The organism is Actinomadura hibisca NBRC 15177 (assembly GCF_001552635.1).
Classification (GTDB): Bacteria; Actinomycetota; Actinomycetes; order Streptosporangiales; family Streptosporangiaceae; genus Spirillospora; species Spirillospora hibisca.
Genome location: NZ_BCRO01000053.1, coordinates 51,460 through 72,759, shown reverse-complemented (window position 1 = coordinate 72,759; position 21,300 = coordinate 51,460). Strand labels below are relative to the sequence as shown.

Here is a 21,300-nt window from a genome sequence, read left to right as displayed (position 1 = left end):
AGAGGGAAAGGCCGCGCCCCCTCCGGGACGCGGCCTTCCTCACCTCAGGACCTCTAGGTCATCCAGGTCACCGCACCGCGCGGTCGTGACCCCGGTAGTCCAGCACCGGACCCCGCAGGCTCCGCGCCTTCCGCGCCTCGCCATTGACCACCAGCGTGCTCTTCGCGAAGAACTGCGTCGTGTACGCCACGCCGTCCGCGTGCGTGTCCAGCAGCTTCCAGTCGATGTTCTTGATCGTGTCGCACGCCTGGTGGTAGCACGGGTCGTACGGCTTGCCCGCCGTGCCGCCGAACAGCTTCGCCTCCTGGGCCGTCTTCAGCTGCTCCGCGCCCGAGAACAGGCCGCCCGCCGGGATGCCCGCCGCGATGAACGGCCCGTAGTCGCTGCGACCACTGAACTCCGTCTCCACCGTCGGCAGCTTCCGCTTGGCGTAGTAGTCCGTGAAGACCTTCTCGATCGCGCCCGAGCCCGCCGGGCCCTCGGCGCCTTCACCGGTCGAGAAGTCGCCGTCGTAGATGCCGCGCGTGCCGTTCGGCGAGCCCAGCATGTCGAAGTTCAGGTTCAGCGCGATCTTGGCCTTGTCGGCGTCCGGCAGGGTCTCGACGTAGTGGGTCGAGCCGCGCAGGCCGTCCTCCTCGCCGCCCCACCACGCGAAGCGCACCTTGTTCTTCACCTGGGCCTTGCCCAGCTTGTGGATCTGCTGCGCGACGGCCAGGGTCGTCGCCGAGCCCGAGCCGTTGTCGTTGATGCCCGGACCCTCGGGCACGCTGTCCAGGTGCGCTCCGACGACCACCACGTTGTCGTCGCGGCCCCACTTGGTCTCCGCGATCACGTTGGAGGTGTTCTTGGTGACCTCGACCAGGTCGGTGCGGACGCGGATCTTCAGGCCGCCCGCCTGCGCCAGCTTCGCCAGCGCCTGGCCCAGCTCGCGGGTCGCGAACGCGACCGGGATCTGCCGCGGGGTCTCCAGCAGCGGGTTCAGCAGGCCCGCCTCGTCGGGGCGGTTGTAGAGCAGGACGGCCGACGCTCCGGCGGTCTCGGCGTTGGCGACCTTCTGCTCGAACGGGCAGGTGCCGCGCTGGATCAGCGCGATGTTCCCGGCCGTGAAGCCCGCGAAGTCGGCCGCCTCGCAGCCGGCGTCGCCGACCTGGCCCTCGGCGGGCACGTCCACCGCCGTCACCCCGGCGGTGACGTCGCCGTTGCCGGTCTGGCTCGACAGCGTGTAGTCCGAGCCCAGCTCGTAGGTGGCCTGGCCCGGCGCGGTCTGCGCCAGGACGGTGGGCGTCCGCTCCACGACCTCCTGGTAGGAGAACGGCTGCACGACGGGCGTGTAGCCGGCCTTCTTCAGCTGGCTCACCACGTACTTCACCGAGATGTCGTACCCGGGCTTCGACGAGGCCCGGTTGCCCCCGTTGTAGGTGGCGATCGTCTGGAGGTTCTCCAGGTGCTTGCGGACGTCCTTGACCGTGACCAGCGAGGCCAGGTCGGGGGCGGCGTCGGCCGAGGGGACCGACAGCAGGCTGGCGGCCAGCGCGGCGGCCGCTCCGATGGCGAGCTTGCGCACATGCACTCCTGTGGGGGGTCGGACAGGATGTCATGATCAAAACCCGAGGTCGGGCCGCTCACAAGACCCGCGACTCGCCCGAGACCTTTTCGAGACCTGATCAAGAGGGAAACCAGGCGGCCCGGTCAGCCTACGGCGCGTTCCCCGCCGTGACCGCCCGTCGTGCTGGCCGGTCCCGGCCTCAGTCCTGGTCGCTGTAGGGCAGGTCCACCGGGAAACCCGGCGGGGCCGCCTCCAGCCATGACAGGAAGCCGGTCAGCGCCGCCGCCCCCATCGCCAGCTCCAGCACCGCGTCGCCGTCGCGGACCTCGACGATCGTCACCTCGGGCAGCAGGCCGTCGGCCTCGCCGGGCTCGGGCTCGCGGCGCTTGGACACGACGAGGCCCCGGCGGTGGATCACCTGCCGGGGCCTGCCGCGAAAACCGAACACTCGATGCCACTGGAGCACGTCGCCCTTGTAGCGGCCGATGCCGAGCCGCCACGGGCCGGGCGCCGCCCCCTCGGGCAGCACCCGCAGGCTGCACTCCACGGCACCACCGCCGCGCACCAGCAGCCGGCGGCGCGCCGACATGGCGACGAACAGGACCGCGACCAGCAGGACGACGGCAGCGAGCACCGCGCCCGCGTCCAGTGCCAGTGTCCCGCCCAAGTCCCCCCGCCGTTTCCCGCCCGTGGAGCCCGTACCCACCGCGGCACCGGCGGTGCCGCGTCCTGCGAAAAGCCTTACGCCTCGGCGCCCGCCGCGCGCAGGCGCGCCCGCGCCCGCCGCTCGGCGGTGGAGTCGGCGTCGCCGGCCTTGAGGGCCTCGTCCAGGTCCTGGCGGGCGTCGGACACGACGACCTCCGAACCCAGCTCGGCCTGCTCGGCCAGCACCGACACCTCGTCGTCGGCGATCGAGAAGAAGCCGCTGCCGACCGCCGCGGTGATCCACTCGCCGCCGTCGGCGGGCTCGATCTTCACCACGCTGCCGTCCAGCAGCACGCCCAGCACCGGGGCGTGGCCCGGCATGATGCCGAGCTGGCCCTCGATGGTCTGCGCGACCACCATCTTGGCCTCGCCGGACCAGACCTCACGCTCGGGTGAGACCAGCCCGACCTTCAGGGTTGCCACGTGTCATTCCTCCGAATACTGGAGCGGACCGGCAGGGCCGGGCCGGGCGCGCCCGGCCCGGCCCTGCCGGAGCGGACTACTTCTCCAGCTCCTTGGCCTTCTTCTCGACATCCTCGATGCCGCCGCACATGAAGAACGCCTGCTCGGGGATGTGGTCGTACTTGCCCTCGGTGAGCGCCTTGAACGAGGCGACCGTCTCGTCCTTGGGCACGGTGACGCCGGGCTGGCCGGTGAACTGCTCGGCCACGTACATCGGGTGCGACAGGAAGCGCTCGATGCGGCGAGCCCGGTTCACGGTGACCTTGTCCTCTTCGGACAGCTCGTCGATACCGAGGATCGCGATGATGTCCTGCAGCTCCTTGTACTTCTGCAGGATGCGTCGCACCTCCTGGGCCACCTCGTAGTGCTCGCGGCCCAGGATCTGCGGGTCCATGATCCGGGAGGAGGAGTCCAGCGGGTCCACCGCCGGGAAGATCCCCTTCTCGGAGATGGCCCGCGAGAGCACGGTCCGCGCGTCGAGGTGCGCGAAGGTGGTGTGCGGCGCCGGGTCGGTGATGTCGTCCGCCGGGACGTAGATCGCCTGCATCGAGGTGATCGAGTGGCCCCGGGTCGAGGTGATGCGCTCCTGGAGCACGCCCATCTCGTCGGCCAGGGTGGGCTGGTAGCCCACCGCGGACGGCATGCGGCCGAGCAGCGTGGAGACCTCGGAGCCGGCCTGGGTGAACCGGAAGATGTTGTCGATGAACAACATCACGTCCTGGCCCTGCACGTCGCGGAAGTACTCCGCCATGGTCAGGCCGGACAGGGCGACCCGCAGGCGGGTGCCCGGCGGCTCGTCCATCTGGCCGAAGACCAGGGCGGTGTCCTTCAGGACGTCCGCCTCGTCCATCTCCACCCAGAGGTCGTTGCCCTCACGGGTGCGCTCGCCGACGCCGGCGAACACCGAGGTGCCGCCGAAGTTGCGGGCGACGCGACGGATCATCTCCTGGATGAGGACCGTCTTGCCCACGCCCGCGCCGCCGAACAGACCGATCTTGCCGCCCTTGACGTAGGGGGACAGCAGGTCGATCACCTTGATGCCGGTCTCCAGCATCTCGGTGCGCGACTCCAGCTGGTCGAACGCCGGGGCGCTGCGGTGGATGCCCCAGCGCTCGTTGATCTCCAGCGACGCGGTCGGGACGTCCAGCGCCTCGCCGAGGGCGTTCCACACGTGGCCCTTGGTGATGTCGCCCACCGGCACCGAGATCGGCTTGCCGCTGTCGAACACCGCCGCGCCGCGCACCATGCCGTCGGTCGGCTGCATGGAGATCGCGCGGATCATGTTGTCGCCGAGGTGCTGGGCGACCTCCATGGTCAGCGTCTTGGTCTCGCCGCCCATGGACACATCGACGTTGAGCGCGTTGTAGATCTCCGGGATGGCGTCGGCGGGGAACTCCACGTCGACGACCGGGCCGATGATCCGGGCGACGCGCCCGGTGGCCGTCGCCGTCTCTACCTGAGCAGTCATTCTCACTCCCCGCCAGAATCGGCGAGCGCGTCAGCGCCACCGACGATCTCGCTGATTTCCTGGGTGATCGCTGCCTGCCGCACCTGGTTCATCTGGCGCGTGTAGACACCGATCAGTTCGTTGGCATTGTCGGTCGCCGACTTCATGGCGCGGCGCCGCGCGGCGTGCTCGGAGGCCGCCGACTGGAGCAGCATGTGGAAGATGCGGCTCTCGATGTAGTTGGGCAGCAGCAGGTCCAGTGCGGCCTCGGCCGAGGGCTCGAAGTCGTAGGACGGCAGCACCGCGGCGTTCGCCTCGGCCTCCCGCTCGGTGACCTCCAGCGGCATCAGCCGCCGGACCTGCACCTCCTGGGACAACATCGAGATGAACTCGGTGTAGACCACGTGGATCTCCCCGACCCCGCCCTCGGCGTCGGTCTTGAGGAAGTCCGCGGCCAGCCGCCGCCCGATCTGCTCCGCGCTGGCGAAGGTCGGCCGGTCGCTGAAGCCCGTCCACGACTCGGCCATCTCCCGGTCCCGGAAGCGGTACCAGGTGAGGCCCTTGTTGCCGATGACGTACGGGATCGGCTCGCGGCCCTGCTCGCGCAGCGCCTTGATCAGGGACTCGGCCTCGCGGATGACGTTGGCGTTGTAGCCGCCGCAGAAGCCCCGGTCACTGGTGACGATCAGCACCGCCGTGCGCTTGTCCTCCGGCTGCTCGTTCAGCAGCGGGTGGTCGATGCCCACGTGGTGGCTGACCAGCGCGGTCAGCGCCTGGGTGATCTGGTCGGCGTACGGCTTGGAGGCCGCCACCGCCTGCTGGGCCTTGACGATGCGCGAGGTCGCGATCATCTCCTGGGCACGCGTGATCTTGGCGGTCGAGCTGACCGACCTGATCCGCTGCCGCAGTTGCCGTAGCTGGGCCATGGCCGATCAGCCCTTCTTGACCTGGCGCGTGATCGTCTCCTGCTCCACGGCCTCGTCGGAGATCGGCTCGACGTCCTCGTCGGCGCCCAGCATCTTGCCCTCGCCGGTCTCGAAGCCCTTCTTGAACTCCGTGATGGCGTCCTTCAGGGTGGTGAAACCGTCGTCGGACAGCTGGCCGGTCTCGCGGATGCCGGTGAGCACGCCGGAGTGGTTGCGCTCCAGGTGGTCCAGGAAGTCGAGCTCGAAGCGGCGGATGTCGGCGACCGGGACGTCGTCCAGCTCACCGGAGGTGCCCGCCCACACCGAGACGACCTCCTTCTCGACCGGGAACGGCGAGCCCTGGGGCTGCTTGAGCAGCTCCACCAGGCGGGCGCCGCGGTCGAGCTGGGCGCGCGAGGCGGCGTCCAGGTCGGAGGCGAAGGCCGCGAAGGCCTCCAGGTCGCGGAACTGCGACAGGGCGAGGCGGAGGGTGCCCGAGACCTTGCGCATGGCCTTGATCTGGGCCGAGCCGCCGACGCGCGAGACCGAGATGCCGACGTTGATCGCAGGGCGGACGCCCTGGTTGAACAGGTCGGTCTCCAGGAAGCACTGGCCGTCGGTGATCGAGATGACGTTGGTCGGGATGAACGCCGAGACGTCGTTGCCCTTGGTCTCGATGATCGGCAGGCCGGTCATCGAGCCGCCGCCCAGGTCGTCCGACAACTTCGCGCAGCGCTCCAGCAGGCGCGAGTGCAGGTAGAACACGTCGCCCGGGTAGGCCTCGCGGCCCGGCGGGCGGCGCAGCAGCAGCGACACCGCGCGGTAGGCGTCGGCCTGCTTGGACAGGTCGTCGAACACGATCAGGACGTGCTTGCCCTGGTACATCCAGTGCTGGCCGATCGCGGACCCGGTGTAGGGGGCGATGTACTTGTAGCCGGCCGGCTCGGAGGCCGGGGCGGCCACGATCGTGGTGTACTCCAGCGCGCCGGCCTCTTCCAGCGACCGCCGGATGTTGGCGATCGTGGAGCCCTTCTGGCCGATGGCGACGTAGATGCAGCGGACCTGCTTGCTCTCGTCGCCCGACTCCCAGGCTTCCTTCTGGTTGATGATCGTGTCGACCGCGACCGTGGTCTTGCCGGTCTGCCGGTCACCGATGATCAGCTGGCGCTGGCCGCGGCCGATCGGCGTCATCGCGTCGATGGCCTTGATGCCGGTCTGCAGCGGCTCCTTGACCGACTGCCGCTGCACGACGGTCGGGGCCTGCAACTCCAGCGCGCGGCGCTCGGTGGACTCGATCGCGCCCTTGCCGTCCAGCGGGTTGCCCAGCGAGTCCACGACGCGGCCGAGGAAGCCATCGCCGACCGGGACCGAGAGGACCTCGCCGGTCCGGCGGACCTTCTGACCCTCCTCGATCTTGCTGAAGTCACCCAGGACAACGGCGCCGATCTCGCGCACGTCCAGGTTCAGAGCCAGGCCACGGGTGCCGTCCTCGAACTCCAGGAGTTCGTTGGCCATCGCGGAGGGCAGGCCCTCGACGTGGGCGATACCGTCGCCGGAATCGACAACGGTGCCGACCTCTTCGCGCGCGGCGGCCTCAGGCTCGTACGACTGGACGAAGCGCTCCAGCGCGGTCCGGATCTCATCCGGACGGATCGTCAGCTCCGCCATGATTCCTCTCTTGCTCCCTTAGGGGTCAGCTCAGCTAGCTTCGTCAGCTCGCGAGCCGCCGGCGGACCTCGTCCAGCCGTCCGGCGATCGTGCCGTCGATGATCTCGTCCCCGATCTGGATCGACAGGCCGCCGATCGCGCTGGGGTCGAGCTCGATGTTCAGGTGTACTTCGTGGCCGTAGGCCGTGGCCAGCACCGCGGCGAGCCGCGTGCGCTGGGCCTCGGTCAGCTCGACCGGGGTCCGCACCAGCGCCACCAGGCGCTGCCGGCGCTGGGCGACGAGGCGGCCGTACTCGGCCAGCCCGCCTTCCAGGCTACGTCCTCGCGGGTGGAGCACCAGTTCGGTGACCAGCGTCAGCGCGGACGGGGTGACCTTGCCCTCCAGGAGGGTGGTCACCACGCCCAGCTTGCGGTCGTTCGGCAGCGCCGGCCCGGCCAGCGCGCCCCGCAGGGCGGGGTCGCCGTCGACGACGCGGGAGAACCGGAACAGCTCGTCCTCCAGCTCGTCCAGGCGGCCGTCGGCCTCGGCGCGGGCGGACTCGGCGTTGACCGCCAGGACCTCCAGCCCGTCCGACAGCTCCGACGGCTTGGACCAGCGCAGCCGGACCACGTCGGCGACCAGCCCGAGAGCGGCCGGTGAGACCTTGCCGTCGAGCAGGGCCGTGACGAGCTGGGCCTTGTCGGCGCCGTCCCGCGACGGGTCGGAGATCGCCCGCCGCAGGCCGTGCTCGTGGTCGATCAGGTGCAGCACCGAGAACAGGTCGCTCCCCAGCGCGGCCAGGTCGGCCGAGGGGATGACCGCCTCGAGCCGCTCCTTGGCCTCGGCCAGCGAGGCCCTGCTCACCGCTCCCGTGATGGTCATGAGGTGATCTGCTCCTGCGTACGGGCCCGGCCCTCAAGTTCTTCGAGGAACCGGTCCACCACGCGGCTCTGCCGGGCCGAGTCCTCCAGGGACTCGCCCACGACGCGGCCGGCGAGGTCGACCGACATGGCGCCGATCTCCGCGCGCAACGACTGCATGGCCTGCTGCCGCTCGGCCTCGATCTGCGCCTGCGCGGCCTCGGTGATGCGCCGCGCCTCGACCTGGGCCTGCTCCTTCATCTCGGCGATGATGGCAGCGCCCTGCTCGCGGGCCTCCTCGCGAAGCCGGCCGGCCTCGCGCTGGGCCTCCTGGAGCTTGGCCCGGTACTCCTTGTAGACGGCCTCGGCCTCGGCCTGCCGCTTGTTGGCCTTGTCCAGGCCGCCCTCGATCGCCTCGGTGCGCTCTTCCAGCGTCTTGCGGATCGCCGGGACGAGCTTCCAGCCGACCAGGATGAGCACGATCGCGAAGGCGAGCGAGCCGACGACCAGTTCCGCGGGCTCGGGGGCCAGCGGGCTGTACTCCTCACCCTGGGCCACCGTGGCGGCCAACAGGTTCATCATGAGGTTTCCGCCTTCCTGTCAGACGTAAGCAGGGGCGGTTTACTTGTGCACGAACGGCACGACGAAACCGATGAGGGCCAGCGCCTCGGTGAGGGCGAAGCCCAGCAGCATGTTCTGGCGGATGACGTTGGTCAGCTCCGGCTGGCGGGCGATGGCCTGCACACCCTGGCCGAAGATGATGCCCACGCCGATGCCCGGGCCGATGGCGGCCAGACCGTACGCGACGGAGCCGAGGTTGCCCGAGACTTCGGCGAGGACGTTAGTGGACGCAGCGAGCATGGTGCTCTTTCCTTTTCACTCGACCGGTGGGGGGTCTGCCCACCGGAGGCTTGCGTTTGCGGGTGTGTTGGTCTGTATCAGTGGTCAGCGTGCAGAGAGCTGTTGATGTAGGAGGCGGCCAGCAGCGTGAAGATGAACGCCTGCAGGCTCTGCACGAAGATCTCAAAGGCGGTCATGACGATGGTCATGAGGAAGCCGACGAGGCCGACACCCGCACCCAGCGGAGTGAGCTTCTCGGCGAGGAACCACCAGGCCACGGTCGCGAAGAACGCGATCAGCAGGTGGCCGGCGAACATGTTGGCGAACAGCCGGATGGCGTGCGTGAACGGCCGCAGGATAATCGTGGACAGCAGCTCGATCGGCGCCAGGATGAGGTACAGCGCCTTGGGCAGCCCCGGCGGGAACATGATGTTCTTGAAGTACCCGACCAGCCCCTGGTTCTTGATGCCGAGGAACAACATCATCAGGTAGACCGCCAGCGCCAGCACGATCGGGATCGCGATGTGCGAGGTGGCCGGGAGCTGGAGCACCGGCACGACGCCGGCCAGGTTCATGAACAGCACGAAGAAGAACGTGGAGAACAGGAACGGCATCCAGCGGTCGCCGTCCTTGCCCAGCATCGGGCGGGCCACCTGGTCGCGCACCAGCAGGTAGGCGACCTCACCGACGTTCTGCACGCCCTTCGGCACCAGCTTGGGGTTGCCGAAGGCGCGCCAGGAGAAGACGATGACGACCAGCGCCGCGAGGATGACGATCAGGGTCGGCTTGGTGAACCACTCGAGCCACGCCGGGCCGTCCTTGAAAATCGGCCCCCAGTCGAAGATGTGCAGGCCCGGGGCCTCGAACTCATCTCCGCTCCCAGAGGCGAGGAGGTGCAGCGCGCTCACGCGGCAGTCCCTTCGTCAGTGACTCTGCAGGTCAGTCGGTGGTACTTCGGGTGCGTGCCCGTGGGCAGCAGGGGCGTTGCGAAGTCGGCGCTGGTCAGCGCCGCGGGCCGGGTTTTCAGCGGCCGTAGCGGTGGTAGACCAGGTAGAGCGCTAGAGCAAGGCCCACCAGGACTCCGATGGGGAACAGCGCCGAGGTGCCCAGCCAGCGATCCAACAGCCAGCCTAGACCGCCGTAGACGGCCATCCCGCTCAGGATGTAGCTCGGGATGGACCAGGCGGCGTTGGCGAAGCCTCGGTGGTCCGACTCGTCGGACCCCGGATCGGGCCGGTGCCCCTCCTCGCTCATCGCAGGACGGACCATAGCAGGCCACCCCCCTGATGGTCATATTGGAGTAGTCCATTGCCGCCGGTACCGCCCACGGTGACATCACGGGCTCCGGTCGGCGGTGCGCTCGCCGGACGCGGCGGTGTCACCCGCGGCGCGCTCGGCGGCGTTGTCGGCGGTGCGGTCGGCGTCCTCGTCGGCCTTCGGAGCGGTCGGCTTCACCGACGGCTCGGGGTCGACGTAGAGCGCCTTGGTCGTGAGGGAGACACGGATCTCCGCGCCGATCCACACCAGGGTGAGCGCGATGACCGTGTAGGCGAACGCCGTGGAGTTCCAGATGGTGACGCTGTCCAGGGCCGCGATCAGGACGAACATCACCAGCAGCTTGGTGATGTAGCTGAACACGGCGGCGGCGAACATCATCTGCGGTGAGATCTTGGAGGCGTAGCTCACCGCCACGACGCTGATGCTGAAGAACGCGAGCACGACGATCGTGCCGAGCGCGGCACCCAGCGCGCCCTTGGTCCCGCCCAGCAGCAGGCCGACCAGAACGGCGGCGATGCCGGCGAGACCAGCGGGGAGCGCGGCGCCGCGGAGGATCCGGGCGTCGGAAGAATGCATGTGGGCTCCGGCTGGTCACGTTCAGTGTTCGTCTCTTGTTCGTGAAAGGTATCACAAGCGTCCGGAACGTCCGCAATTACCCTTGATGTAACGGATGAACCCTGTGCCGGACCCTCGTCGCGCACCTGTCCCACGACTCGCACCACGGACTGTAGCCCAGGTCAAGCACCTGTTCGGCGGGAACGGCCCGCGCCGCGCGGAGCGGGCCCGGAGCCCGCAGGCCCGGCGGGCACGGGGATGGAGCCGCAGGTGGCGACGCAGATGATCACCGACCGTGCGGGCGGGATCACACCGTCTCGTGGGCGCGCGGCCCGCCCGGCGGCTCGGCCGAGGGGTCGGCGTGCGGCACCGCGGGATGGCGGGCGGCGCGGCGCGCGGCCATCCGGGGCAGCGCGATCATCAGCGTGACGCCGACCAGCGCCACCGCCAGCGCCAGGCCGCCGACCAGCCAGGCCGAGCCCGCCACCGACATGCCGACCAGGCCCATCGCCAGCAGCGCGACCCAGAAGTACATGATCATGACGGCGCGGCGGGTGGAGTGGCCGAGCTCCAGCAGCCGGTGGTGCAGGTGCATCTTGTCCGGCGCGAACGGCGACATGCCCTGGTTGGTGCGCCGCCACACCGCCAGCAGCATGTCGATGAACGGCACCGCGGCCACCGCCGGGACCAGCAGCAGCGGCACCCAGAACGGGAACAGCTTGTAGGCGTCCAGCAGGGCCGGGTCGAAGGTGCCGGTCAGCATGATCGTGGAGGAGCTGAGCAGCAGCCCGATCAGCATCGAGCCGGTGTCGCCCATGAAGATGCGGGCCGGGTTGAAGTTGTGCGGCAGGAAGCCCGCGCACATCCCGACCAGCACCGCGGCCGTCAGCGTCGGGCCGCTCAGGGTGGTCAGGCCGTTGGCCATCGACAGCAGGTAGGCGTAGCTGAACAGGGCGAGCGCGGCGATGCCGACGACGCCGGCGGCCAGGCCGTCCAGGCCGTCGATGAAGTTGACCGCGTTGATGGTGGCGACCACCACGAACACCGTCAGCGGCACGCCGTAGGAGGGCGGCAGCGACAGCGGCTCGCCGTTGGGCAGCGGGATCACGTAGAGCTGGATGCCCTGCATGATGAAGATCCCGGCCGCGGCGACCTGCCCGGCGAACTTGGTGAGCGGGTCCACGCCCCAGCGGTCGTCGGCGATGCCGACCAGCACGATCAGCCCGCCCGACAGCAGCAGCGCCCGGCCGACGTTGACGTCGCCGGAGGCCAGCACCTGCCGCATCGACGGCAGCCCGGTGGCCACCACCAGCGCGGCCACCATGCCGCCGAACATCGCCAGGCCGCCGAGCCGGGGCGTCGGGATGACGTGCACGTCGCGGTCGCGGGGCACCGCCTGCGCGCCGAACCAGACCGCGAACTTCCGCACCGCCGGGGTGAGCAGGTAGGCGACGAGGGCGGCGACCAACGCCGTGAGCAGGTACTCCCGCACGCCCCGTGCCTCCCTTTCCCCGACCGCCGCCCCCAGCGGGGCGGCCCCATAACCGAGTAGACGGCCGCGGACGGAGATCCGTTCGGATCGACTTCGTCCGGGCCGCGCCCGGCCACTCTATTCCTACCGCCGGATGTCCGTTGCGTGTTCCGTTGTACGAGTCCTCCGCACGACGGCCGCCGCCGCCCCGGCCACCGCCAGCGCGAGCCCCGCCACGAAGGGGTCGCCGAGCGACAGGCCCCACGGGTCGCCGGCCGCGATCTCGGCGGCGGCGTCGGCGATCATCAGTGTGGCCCCGGCCGCGCCCAGGAACGCCGCGACGCGCCGGTCCGGCAGCGGGCCCCGGGCCAGCGACGCCGCCGCGCCGAGCGCCAGCAGCAGGACCAGCGCGCCCGGCCAGGTGCCCTGCCAGCGCGGCGCGGAGTAGCGGGGCGGCGGCACCGCGATCGTCCCCTCGGGCAGCCTGACCTTGACCGTCATGCCCTCGCGCGGGCGCAGGCCGCTCTGGGTGAAGCCGACGGCGTAGGGGCCGTCGCGGTCGCGCAGGCACTTGGTGGTGGCCGGGGGACGGCCCGCGCGGCAGCCGACGCGGCGCAGCGGCACCGGGGCCTCGACGCGCACCGCCGCCTCGCCGATCGGCACGGGCCAGGAGTCGCCGACCGCGTCCCAGACCAGCTCGACGTGGCCGGCGCGCGGGGTGAACGCGCCCGCCACCTCGTACTCGATCACGTACGCCTGGCGGCCGCCGGCCCGCCGCTCCCCCTCGCCGACGCTGATCCGCACGTCGTGCAGCAGCCGGACGGTCTGCGCGCGGGCGGGCGCGCCGGTGGAGGAGCTGGTGCGCACGCCGTGCACGTCGTAGAGGCGGCGGCCGTGCCGGTAGGCGACGCGCCGCACGATGCCCTGCTCGCCGGGGCGCGTGAAGTCGTAGCTGATGGTCTCGCGGACGCGCACCACGCCGTCGGTGCCCAGGGTCAGGACCACGTCGAAGGTGGGAGCGGAATCTCCCAGCAGCTCCCGGGGCGCGGCCGGGGGCCCCTCGGCGGCGGCGGAGGCGGACGCGGGCAGCACGAGCACGGCGGTCGCCAGCAGGACACCCAGGGCGGTCGCCGTTCTCCGGAATCGGCCGCGCACGACAGGCATGGTTCCACCGTTACCGCCGATACTCCGGCGTAACAAAGCGATTACTGTGTGTAATTCTCGGTCGCTCTCCGTTTAGGCTACGCGCCGTGCCCCTTGTCTCGCCGTCCCCGATCGTGCGGTTCCCCACACCGCCCGGAAAGCCCGCGCTCGCCCTCGCGGCGGTGCTGCTCGCCCCCACCGCCGCCGGCTGCGCGCGCGGCCCCGCCCTGTCGGAGGCCGCCGACCGGCTGCGCACCGACGCGGGCGTGGTGCTGAACGGCAGCGCCCGCCAGCTCGGCGGCCGCCCGCGCACGCTGGCCGACCGCACCGACCCGTGCGCCGACGGGCGGGCGCGCCGCACGCTGCGCGCGGAGCTGCCGCTGCAACCGGGCGTGTCGCCCGCCGCGTCGGTGGACCGCGCCACCGCGCTGACGCTGGACCTGGTCGGCGAGCGCGGCTACCGGCTGACCGCGCCGCCGCGCGGCCGCAAGCGGAACCGGACCTTCACGGTGACGCGGGAGGTGCCGGAGGTGACCTTCACCGTCCGGCTGCGCGGCGGCGGCCGCACGCCGGCCATGACGCTGGACGGCCGCACCCCCTGCCTGCCCGACGACGGCTGACCCCACCGCCCGCTCCGCCTTCCGGCGGAGGCGGGACGGCCCGGAGTCGGGCCGCAGGCCCACCTGACCGGCCCTAAGGTCGAGGCGTGGACAGGACCAACGGGACGGCGGACGCCCCGCCGGACCCGCCGGGCGGCGGCGCGGGCCCATGGCCGAGCGTCGCCGACTTCGCCGTCCCCGCCGTCACCGCCGCCGCCCAGCTCGGCCTGTCCCCGCTGCTGGTGCGCACGCACGAGACCACGCCCACGATGGCGGGCTGGAAGTGGGCGGTGCTCACCGTCTGCGCGCTGGCCGCGTGCGCCGCGCTGATCTGGCGGCGGCGCGCGCCGGTGCCGGTGCTGGTCGCCACCGTGCTGATCGGCTCCGCCGGGCTGCTGCTGATCGGCCGCACCGACACCCTGGTCGGCGGCGTCGCCGACGCCATCGCGCTGTACTCGCTGGCGGTGCACCGCGGCCGCCGCGCGGCGGTGACCGGGGGCCTGCTGGTCTGGGCGGCGGCGTTCCTGGCCTACCTGCCCGCCCGCGAGGACCTCGCCGACGTGTTCCTGAGCGAGGTCTTCGACTTCTTCTTCTACCTAGTGATCATCGCGCTGGGGCAGCTGCGCCGCCAGCACAAGGCGCGCCGCCGCGAGCTGGCCGCCCAGCTCGCCGCCGCCGAGCGGGAGCGGCGCGCCGCCGCCGAGGCCGAGCGCGAGCGGCTGGCCCGCGACCTGCACGACGTGGCCGGGCACCACCTGAGCGCCGTGGTGGTGCACAGCGGCGCGGCCGCCCGCGTCGGCGACCCCGATCTGAGCCGCCAGGCGCTGTCGGCCGCCGCCGACACCGGCCGCGACGTGCTGACCGCGTTGACCCGGCTGGTGGACGTGGTCGGCCCCGAGGGCGACGACGGGGGCCTGGACGCGCTGCTGCCGCCGCTGTGCCAGGGCCTGACGCGGCTGGGCGTGCCGGTGTCGCTGGCGTTCGAGGGCCGGGCCCGCCGGGTGCGCCCGCAGGTGGTGACGGCGGCGTACCGGATCGTCCAGGAGTCGCTGACCAACGCCATGCGGTACGCGCCGGGCGCGGCGGTGGCGGTGGAGGTCTGCTACGCGTCGGGCGCGGTGCGGGTGTCGGTGGTGAACCGGGTTCCGGCGGAGGACGCGCCCGTGCCGTCGCTGGGCGGCGGGCGCGGCATCACCGGGATGCGGGAGCGGGCCGAGGCGCTGCGCGGCACCCTGACCGCGGGGCCCGCGCCCGACGGCGGCTGGGAGGTGGCGGCGGTGCTGCCGACCGCGCCCGCCGGGGCGCGGCGCGGGATGGGCTGGCAGGAGGTCGTCGACGGGGTCGTGGTGGCGGTCTGCGCGGTCCTGCCGTCGCTGCTGGCGTTCGTGCCCGCCGACTCGGTGCTGAAGGACTGGTCGCTCGGCGGCGCGGTGCTGCTGTCGCTGGCCCTGGCGGCGCGCGTGGCACCGCTGTGGTGGCGACGGCGCGCGCCCTACCGCGTGCTGGCCGTGCTGGTGGTGGTCGACTGCGCGGCGGCGCTGGCGGCCGGGCCGGCGATGCCGGAGCTGATCAGCCTGCTGGTCCTCGGGTGCCCCGCCGGGATGTTCGCGGTGTACGCGGTGGCCTGCTACTCGCCGCGCGGGACGGCGACCTGGCCCGCGCCGCTGCTGGCGGCGGTCCCGTGGGGCGTGGAGTTCACGGTGCTGCTGCTGACCGAGCCTCAGCGGGACGGTTCCGGCGTCCGCGGGATCATCCTGTTCGGGATGGGCGCCGGCCTGGCGTTCGGGACGTTGCTGCTGCTGCCGTTCTGGGCGTGGGGCAGGACGGTGGCGCGCGGCCGCCGCCGCTGGGAGGCCAGCGCGCTGGAGACGATGGCGGCCCGGACCGGCGCGGCGGTGATGGCCGAGCGGCACCGGGTGGCGATCGGGCTGCGCGGCACGGTGCTGGAGCACACCGCCCGGCTGGTGCGCACCGCCGAGGCGGGCCTCGACGGCGAGGCCGGGAACGCGGACACCGCGCTGACCGAGGTGGCCGAGCACGCGCGGGCCGCCCTGGTGGACATGCGGGCGCTGCTGGACGCGATGCGCGACCGCTGACAAGTGTGATCTATAGCACAACGATTTCGGAACTTTTCGGACCCACTTCCGAAACCCCTGATGGTGTGGGACCCGCCCGGCACGCTGGAAAGCATCGCCGGACACTTGGACGGTGGCGGGCACAGAAAGGTTCAGCCACCTGGCCGCCCCCGGCCCCAGTCGAACAAATGCACAAAACTTCGCAAGATCACGCTGCTAGGTTTACGACCCAACCCGGTCGATCAACCCCCTGGAGGGATACATGCGGCGTATCGCCACCCTGGCCGTCTCCACCGGCCTGGCCATGTCGTGCCTGACCGCCGTCGCGGCCACCGCCGCCGACGCTTCCACCACCCGTTCCTGGGTCACCAAGGACGGCTGGGGCTCGCTGGAGGCGTCGGGCAAGTACACCCGCAGCAGCTCGGGTCTGGCGGTCAGCGTCTACCTGTCCGACTCCGGCAACAACGGCTGGTCCCCGGCCGTGCAGATCCGCACCGCCACCCAGGACTACAAGAAGTACAAGACCTCCGCGGTCTTCTACTTCGTGGACCGGCGCAACAACCGTCCCGCGGACTTCAAGTTCCACAAGGTGTACCGCGGCAAGTACACCTCCGGCTACTCCGGCCACCTGTACGTGCGTGAGGTGGGTGTGCGCGAGAGCAACCGCAACAGCATGGTGGCGGGTCCGTGGAAGAAGCTCTTCTGAGCCTTCTCCCCCGCGCTGACCTAGGGCCCTGCCGGTGTCACCGGCAGGGCCCTAGTCTTGCCCGACCCCTGCTAGCTTCACCCGTGTCCCCGCGACCCAGGAGGCTCCCCATGCGGCGAACGGCAACGGTGACGCTCGCGACCGCCCTGTTCCTGACCGCCCTCGGCACCACGGCCGCCGAGGCCGCGCCGCGCACGTGGTCCACGACGGGCTACAAGGCCGTGAAGGCGAACGGCACCTATACGCGGACCTCGACGAAGGTGACCGTGAGCGGATGGCTCAAGGACCACAAGAAGAACGGCTGGGCGGCCGCCGTGCAATTCCGTGCGACCGAGCGGGGCCGAACGCATACGAGCAAGGTGTACTTCTTCCTCAACAAGGGCGTCCCTGCGGACCTGCCCTACAGCAAGGAGTACGGGAAGTTCTTCAGCTCGGACTACACCGAGCACCTCTACGCGCGCGAATGCGGAGTGAAGCCGAACCGGGCCCGCACCACCAAGTGCGCAGGCTGGAAGCGCGTCCACTGAGCCCTACTGGGCTTTTCGACCGCTCCAGACTTCGACCGCTTCGTGACTCGCTCATACTGAGCCGCTCCTCACCAGTCCAAGTCATGCGCGGCAGGGAACTTCATTTTCACAGCGACTTCTCCAGAGCGCCGCAAGTCATACACAGAGGTAAAAGTCAGCAGATATTTACCACTGGCGTCCACCGCCAAGCCTCGTCCCAGATCGTTGCCGTTCACCGCGAACACCGACCGCCGCCATGCGCCGGTCATCAAATCGATCCTGTCGATACGCAAACCTCCCGAGTCTCCCCCCGTCGCACTTCCCGGAGGCGACAATTCTGTGTGACCCTGACCTCTGCTCCCCGCCCCTTGCTCGAACGACATGCCAGTGGCCCCTTTGAGAGTTGCGACGAGAAGATAGGCGCTCGCGCCTTCAGGCGTCACCGCAAGACTACTTACACTGTCCTCTGATGCCAGTTCGCGAACGTTACGGCTAGCCGCATAAAGATCAGACGCACGGGCTCCGGCAGTGTCCAGCAACCGCAGCGACGCCTTCACCTCACCGCTACTGATATAGAGAAGCCGCCGCCCATCCGGCAACCAGGCCAAGCCTCCGAGAAGCGCCCCCTTGCGCACCTGCCACTTCCGCGCACTCCCCGTGGACAGAGTGAGTACATTGAGGAAGGCCGCCGTTTCCGCTCCCTCGACTGCCGTATCATCGCACTGCTCGGTGGTGTAAGCCAGTTGCGCGCCATCGAAGGATAGCGCCAACTCGCTGATCATGTGATTACGTGGAACCGCAAGGGTGACCTGAGCGGGCGCCCCCATATCCCCCGACTCGGAAACAGCGATCCGGAAGACTTTCGCCGCGCATCCTCCGTCGTCCTTCTCCGCCAGCACCAAAAAAGAACGGCTGTTCTTTCGACCTGCCACCTGGGTGAACTGCCAGCGGCGGTCGAATATATCGTGTGCCCCGACCAGTCTCCCGTTGGCCGTCTCACGAACCTCCAAGCGCGACGGCCGTTCCTTTGACGCGGGAACCGCCGCGAGGACGAAATTCGGAATTCCAGACCTCTGCTGCGGATCCGGCTTTCCGCCGCCGATCGGACCCAGCATTTGCACCATAGCTCCGAGAACCAACAGCACCGAGAATGCCGCAGCCAGCGGAACCAGAAAAGAACGATGCCGCTCACGGCGCGGAGGGCGCTCGGGAAAGGGCCGTTCCACATCCTCGTCGACCGTCGCGGCCGTTCCCGCCAGAGCATCATGCAGGCGCTTTTCAAGCTCGTTCACCGAACCCCCTCTCCCAACTCGGAAGCCAACGCCGTCAGCGCCCGCGTCATCGTGGAACGCACGGTACCCGGCCTGATCCCCATGACCCGGGAGACCTCTTCGTCGCTCAACTCAAGGTAGTAGCGCAGCACGAGCGCTTCACGCTGGCGCCGGGGCAGTCGCTGCAACCCGCGCATGACCTCTCGACGGTCCTCGCTGAGAAGCACGGCAGACTCCGCCGACCAGACCGGCGGCTCGTGCGGCTCGATCCGCCCCCACAATCGCTTACGCCTGCGCAGCGCCATGCGGCAGCCGTTCAACACGGCCGTCCGCACATATGCGAGCAGCTTGCCGGCATCATCAAGACAGGGCGGCTTGCCCTGCATCCGCAGGAAAACGTCCTGCACCACGTCCTCGGCCGTGGCCTCGTCCCCCACCAGCAGGACGGCCATCCGGATGAGACCTGCTTGCTGCTCCCGGTACAAAGTGATGAGCTCTGACGATGTGATCGGCTCGGTCACCCTTGACACCGCCCGCTCGGCGCCGCAGCGCGACGACAAACGAGTGACGGAGCAGAGGTGGGCACGAGAATGGATCATATGGCCGGCGCGGCCGGCTTCAGACTCATGTCCCCGTTCCGGCTCAGTAACTCTTTGAACTCCGGACTCGGTTCCAATCCGAGTTCCGTTCTGAGTAGTCTCCGGTACGCGTCGTATACGCGCCGCGCCCCCGCATGATCACCACGTAGCGAGTACGCCGAGACCATGATCCGGCGTGGGATCTCGTCGAACTCGTCCACCATGGTCGCCATGCCGGCGAATTCGATGGCGTCGAGCACCGCACCGGCACGCAGGCTTTCCTCCGCGAGCCGCTCCAGGGCCATCAGTCTCAGCCGGTTCCAGCGTTCCTGCGCATCGAGCACCGTACCGTCCTGCCAATCGGCCAGCAGTTCCCTGCCCAGCACGGCATGTTCGGCGGGCGGAGCACTACCGTGTTCCATCGCTCGCCGGGCGAAGCGCTCCGCGTCGTACAGGTCCACCTCGACATGGTCGGCCAGCCGCACCTGTTCCATGGAGACGTCGAGCAGCCGACCGGCGGTCGCCGTGCGAACCCGCCACAATAACTGCCGCAGCCTCTTGGCGGCGGCTTCTGGTTCCAGATCGGGCCAGACACGGCCTTGCAGCATCCGTCGGCCGATTCCTCCTTTCTCCAATGCCACTGCGACGACCAGTGACGACAACCCGTGCGGCAACCTGGCTTCAGCGCCGTCCATCGACAACCGGACCACCGGCATGAGGGACAACCGGCAGCCGTGCCCGCCTTCGACCGCGGGGAACTCCGCCCCGCGCCTCAACACATCTCGATCACCATGCACGCACCGTTGATGCGCGGGCCACCACTTCTGCTGCTCCGTTCCAGTATGAGCTGAGTCACAATTGACGCTGCGGATCCTTTCTCCGGCGCACCATCAAAAGCACGCCCGCTCCGAAGCAGAACCCGGCGAGCACGATGGCGCCCACGTCACCGGACGAAGCAAGCGGCCACATATAAAGCGGAGGTTCCCCACCGGGCGGGGAACCGGTCATGATGACCAGGAACAGGTATCCGGTCGGCAGCGCGATGGCGGCGTGCCGTCCCACCAAGGCCCCGCCGACGAGAGCCAGCCCCATGTAACCGGCCACGTTCCGGGCGGCGGCCACTCCCAGCGGCTGGACACCCGTCAGGGTGAGGGCCAGACCGGCGACTGCAGTGATCCCGCATATCGCCAACGAGTAGATCAGCCGGTAACGCACGACGTCCCGGACCGCCACCGCCGCCTGCTCATGCGCCCCGCTCGCCAAGCCGTGGGCGAACACCCCCACGACCAGCAGCGGGAGAACCGTCGCCAGCGGGGTGCCGATCAGCACTCCCTGAAGCAGGTTGGGAGCCGGGATCCGGCTGCCGCCGGCGACCGCGACCAAGGCCAGCATCACTGCGAGTCCGGCCGCCGTGGATATGACGCGGTTCACGCGCATCCACCAGATCATGAGGCCGTAACCCCCCAGGGCTGGACGTCACAGTGGGCGAGGGCCTTGAGATTGTGCCGGAACCAGGCCAGTTGCCGGTCGCGAGACTCGGTGCGGACCCGTTCGGCGACTTCGACGGCCTGCGACCCGACCTGTTCGGACGCCCGCGCGGCGCCCAACCCCATGCCCAGTACGAGCCATGCTCCCACGGGGGCGTAGGCTTCCTCTCCCCGCCAGTCGGAGCGCTTTGAACAGTCAAGATCGTGGCTGGGCAGGAAACCGCTCGCCAGCGACATCCGCATCTCGGTCTCATCGGCCCGCGGAGCGGCGATGAACCGCCAGGAGGTCCGGCCGTCCGCCGTTCCCTCAGTGATCTTCTCGGGCATGGGCAGCCCGGTCCGGGTCAGCACGCGTGCAGCCGGGACCACGATCCGGGCGGCTCGGTCGAGTTGGGCGCGGCGCTCGTTCCACACGCACACCTCCACACCCTGATGAGAGCGGCATGCCAGGCCCGACGTCCGAGGCCGCTGGGCGGTGGGGCCCAGCCCCTGGACCAGGAGAACCCCCGTGATCACGGCCGCGACGGGTAGGGCCGCCAACGGCGTCCAGCAAATCGTCCGAACCGTGTGCAGGCACCATGCCCCCGCAGAGGCCGTCGTCAGGGCGCCGGCAATGATCGCCTGCGCGACGATCGCCCGGCCGTCGAGCACCGCGCCGGTTTCGCAACACGCGCCCTCGTTGTAACCGGTGAGATGGCGCAGCCACAACGGCTCCATGGCCGCGGGATAGGACAACCACAGCCAGGTGCCCACCATCATGACCGGGACGCCGATCGCTGGATGCGCCCAGCGTCCCACCACAAATCCCGCCGTCGTCCATGCGATGGTGACGAGCACCCCTACAGCGATCACCAGCGGGTCCGGGCCGCCGGGAAGCCCTCCCAACTGTGAGGCGACCACGGCATAGGCGGCCGCCGTCCCCAGCAGCGCGAAGGCCAGAATGGGCAGCAACGCCCCTGCCATGACGGTGAGCGGTGAGCGGACCGCGACGCCGGGGTGCACGCCGGCGCGACGCAGTCGCCACGCCTCCCAGGCACCGAGGGCGGCTCCGGCCGGAGCGAAGGCGCTCAGTGCGGCGGAGGAGGCGAGCACACTTCCGGCGCGCCAATTGTCCTGGAGGAACTGTTGAGCGTCCTGGAGCGTCACCGCCAGGTACAGGGCGACCAAGGGGAACAGGTAAACGGCCGCCGACGAGCGCAGCAGACGATGGATCGGCAT

At 70.1% G+C, this 21,300-nt stretch carries 23 protein-coding genes; 4 read left to right on the top strand and 19 right to left on the bottom strand.

Annotated features, from left to right (window positions below):
* Positions 1–67: 67 nt before the first annotated feature.
* From AH6_RS25195 to AH6_RS25130, 14 genes are all read right to left on the bottom strand, one after another.
* Positions 68–1,564 (bottom strand): M28 family metallopeptidase, encoded by a 1,497-nt coding sequence (locus AH6_RS25195; protein WP_067484158.1) that lies wholly within the window; start codon positions 1,562–1,564, stop codon positions 68–70.
* Positions 1,565–1,745: 181 nt separating this feature from the next.
* A complete protein-coding gene (locus AH6_RS25190) occupies positions 1,746–2,213 on the bottom strand; it encodes a DUF2550 domain-containing protein (protein WP_083983432.1) in 468 nt (155 codons plus the stop codon).
* 74 nt (positions 2,214–2,287) lie between these two features.
* Complete coding sequence (locus AH6_RS25185) at positions 2,288–2,674, bottom strand: F0F1 ATP synthase subunit epsilon (RefSeq protein WP_067484156.1); 387 nt, start codon at positions 2,672–2,674, stop codon at positions 2,288–2,290.
* A gap of 76 nt (positions 2,675–2,750) precedes the next feature.
* A complete protein-coding gene (gene atpD / locus AH6_RS25180) occupies positions 2,751–4,181 on the bottom strand; it encodes a F0F1 ATP synthase subunit beta (RefSeq protein ID WP_067484138.1) in 1,431 nt (476 codons plus the stop codon).
* Positions 4,182–4,183: 2 nt separating this feature from the next.
* Positions 4,184–5,086, bottom strand: coding sequence for a F0F1 ATP synthase subunit gamma (locus AH6_RS25175; protein ID WP_067484137.1), 903 nt, complete (start codon positions 5,084–5,086; stop codon positions 4,184–4,186).
* Between the two features lie 6 nt (positions 5,087–5,092).
* Entirely contained in the window at positions 5,093–6,733 is a 1,641-nt protein-coding gene (atpA, locus tag AH6_RS25170) for a F0F1 ATP synthase subunit alpha (RefSeq protein ID WP_067484135.1), read from the bottom strand.
* A 43-nt stretch (positions 6,734–6,776) separates the two neighbouring features.
* Positions 6,777–7,595: a F0F1 ATP synthase subunit delta gene (locus tag AH6_RS25165; protein WP_067484134.1), complete on the bottom strand. Its 819-nt coding sequence runs from the start codon at positions 7,593–7,595 to the stop codon at positions 6,777–6,779.
* Positions 7,592–8,155, bottom strand: coding sequence for a F0F1 ATP synthase subunit B (locus tag AH6_RS25160; RefSeq protein WP_083983431.1), 564 nt, complete (start codon positions 8,153–8,155; stop codon positions 7,592–7,594). Before AH6_RS25160 ends, AH6_RS25165 begins: the two co-directional genes overlap by 4 nt.
* A 39-nt stretch (positions 8,156–8,194) precedes the next feature.
* The gene (gene atpE / locus AH6_RS25155) at positions 8,195–8,434 is read right to left on the bottom strand and encodes an ATP synthase F0 subunit C (protein WP_067484132.1); all 240 of its coding nucleotides are present in this window, start codon (positions 8,432–8,434) and stop codon (positions 8,195–8,197) included.
* A gap of 77 nt (positions 8,435–8,511) precedes the next feature.
* The gene (gene atpB, locus AH6_RS25150) at positions 8,512–9,321 is read right to left on the bottom strand and encodes a F0F1 ATP synthase subunit A (protein ID WP_067484130.1); all 810 of its coding nucleotides are present in this window, start codon (positions 9,319–9,321) and stop codon (positions 8,512–8,514) included.
* A gap of 115 nt (positions 9,322–9,436) precedes the next feature.
* Positions 9,437–9,667: an AtpZ/AtpI family protein gene (locus AH6_RS25145; protein ID WP_067484174.1), complete on the bottom strand. Its 231-nt coding sequence runs from the start codon at positions 9,665–9,667 to the stop codon at positions 9,437–9,439.
* An 81-nt stretch (positions 9,668–9,748) separates the two neighbouring features.
* Entirely contained in the window at positions 9,749–10,267 is a 519-nt protein-coding gene (locus tag AH6_RS25140; RefSeq protein WP_067484129.1) for a Cg1360 family ATP-synthase-associated protein, read from the bottom strand.
* 286 nt (positions 10,268–10,553) lie between these two features.
* Entirely contained in the window at positions 10,554–11,738 is a 1,185-nt protein-coding gene (locus AH6_RS25135) for a glycosyltransferase family 4 protein (protein WP_067484124.1), read from the bottom strand.
* 123 nt (positions 11,739–11,861) lie between these two features.
* Complete coding sequence (locus AH6_RS25130; protein WP_067484122.1) at positions 11,862–12,872, bottom strand: DUF2207 domain-containing protein; 1,011 nt, start codon at positions 12,870–12,872, stop codon at positions 11,862–11,864.
* Between the two features lie 95 nt (positions 12,873–12,967).
* On the opposite strand from AH6_RS25130, the gene AH6_RS25125 reads away from it, so the two are divergent.
* The 4 genes from AH6_RS25125 (at position 12,968) to AH6_RS25110 (ending at position 16,767) form a co-directional block, all read left to right on the top strand.
* A complete protein-coding gene (locus AH6_RS25125) occupies positions 12,968–13,480 on the top strand; it encodes a hypothetical protein (protein WP_157431699.1) in 513 nt (170 codons plus the stop codon).
* 86 nt (positions 13,481–13,566) lie between these two features.
* Entirely contained in the window at positions 13,567–15,555 is a 1,989-nt protein-coding gene (locus tag AH6_RS25120) for a sensor histidine kinase (protein WP_067484118.1), read from the top strand.
* Between the two features lie 241 nt (positions 15,556–15,796).
* Positions 15,797–16,240 carry a hypothetical protein gene (locus tag AH6_RS25115; RefSeq protein ID WP_067484116.1) on the top strand — a complete coding sequence of 148 codons (444 nt, stop codon included), beginning with the start codon at positions 15,797–15,799 and terminating at the stop codon, positions 16,238–16,240.
* A gap of 110 nt (positions 16,241–16,350) precedes the next feature.
* Entirely contained in the window at positions 16,351–16,767 is a 417-nt protein-coding gene (locus AH6_RS25110) for a hypothetical protein (RefSeq protein WP_067484114.1), read from the top strand.
* Between the two features lie 68 nt (positions 16,768–16,835).
* Here the strand turns inward: AH6_RS25110 and AH6_RS44040 are convergent, their stop codons facing one another.
* The 5 genes from AH6_RS44040 to AH6_RS25090 all read right to left on the bottom strand — a co-directional run bounded on the left by AH6_RS44040 (position 16,836) and on the right by AH6_RS25090 (position 21,300).
* Entirely contained in the window at positions 16,836–18,038 is a 1,203-nt protein-coding gene (locus AH6_RS44040; RefSeq protein ID WP_157431698.1) for a hypothetical protein, read from the bottom strand.
* Positions 18,035–18,538 (bottom strand): RNA polymerase sigma factor, encoded by a 504-nt coding sequence (locus tag AH6_RS25105; protein ID WP_245679462.1) that lies wholly within the window; start codon positions 18,536–18,538, stop codon positions 18,035–18,037. The genes AH6_RS44040 and AH6_RS25105 overlap by 4 nt, the downstream gene beginning before the upstream one ends.
* Before the next feature lie 74 nt (positions 18,539–18,612).
* Positions 18,613–19,311 carry an AfsR/SARP family transcriptional regulator gene (locus tag AH6_RS25100; protein WP_157431697.1) on the bottom strand — a complete coding sequence of 233 codons (699 nt, stop codon included), beginning with the start codon at positions 19,309–19,311 and terminating at the stop codon, positions 18,613–18,615.
* Between the two features lie 136 nt (positions 19,312–19,447).
* Complete coding sequence (locus AH6_RS25095) at positions 19,448–20,044, bottom strand: hypothetical protein (RefSeq protein WP_157431696.1); 597 nt, start codon at positions 20,042–20,044, stop codon at positions 19,448–19,450.
* Positions 20,041–21,300, bottom strand: a complete 1,260-nt coding sequence (locus AH6_RS25090; RefSeq protein WP_067484109.1) for a DUF7224 domain-containing protein — start codon at positions 21,298–21,300, stop codon at positions 20,041–20,043. The genes AH6_RS25095 and AH6_RS25090 overlap by 4 nt, the downstream gene beginning before the upstream one ends.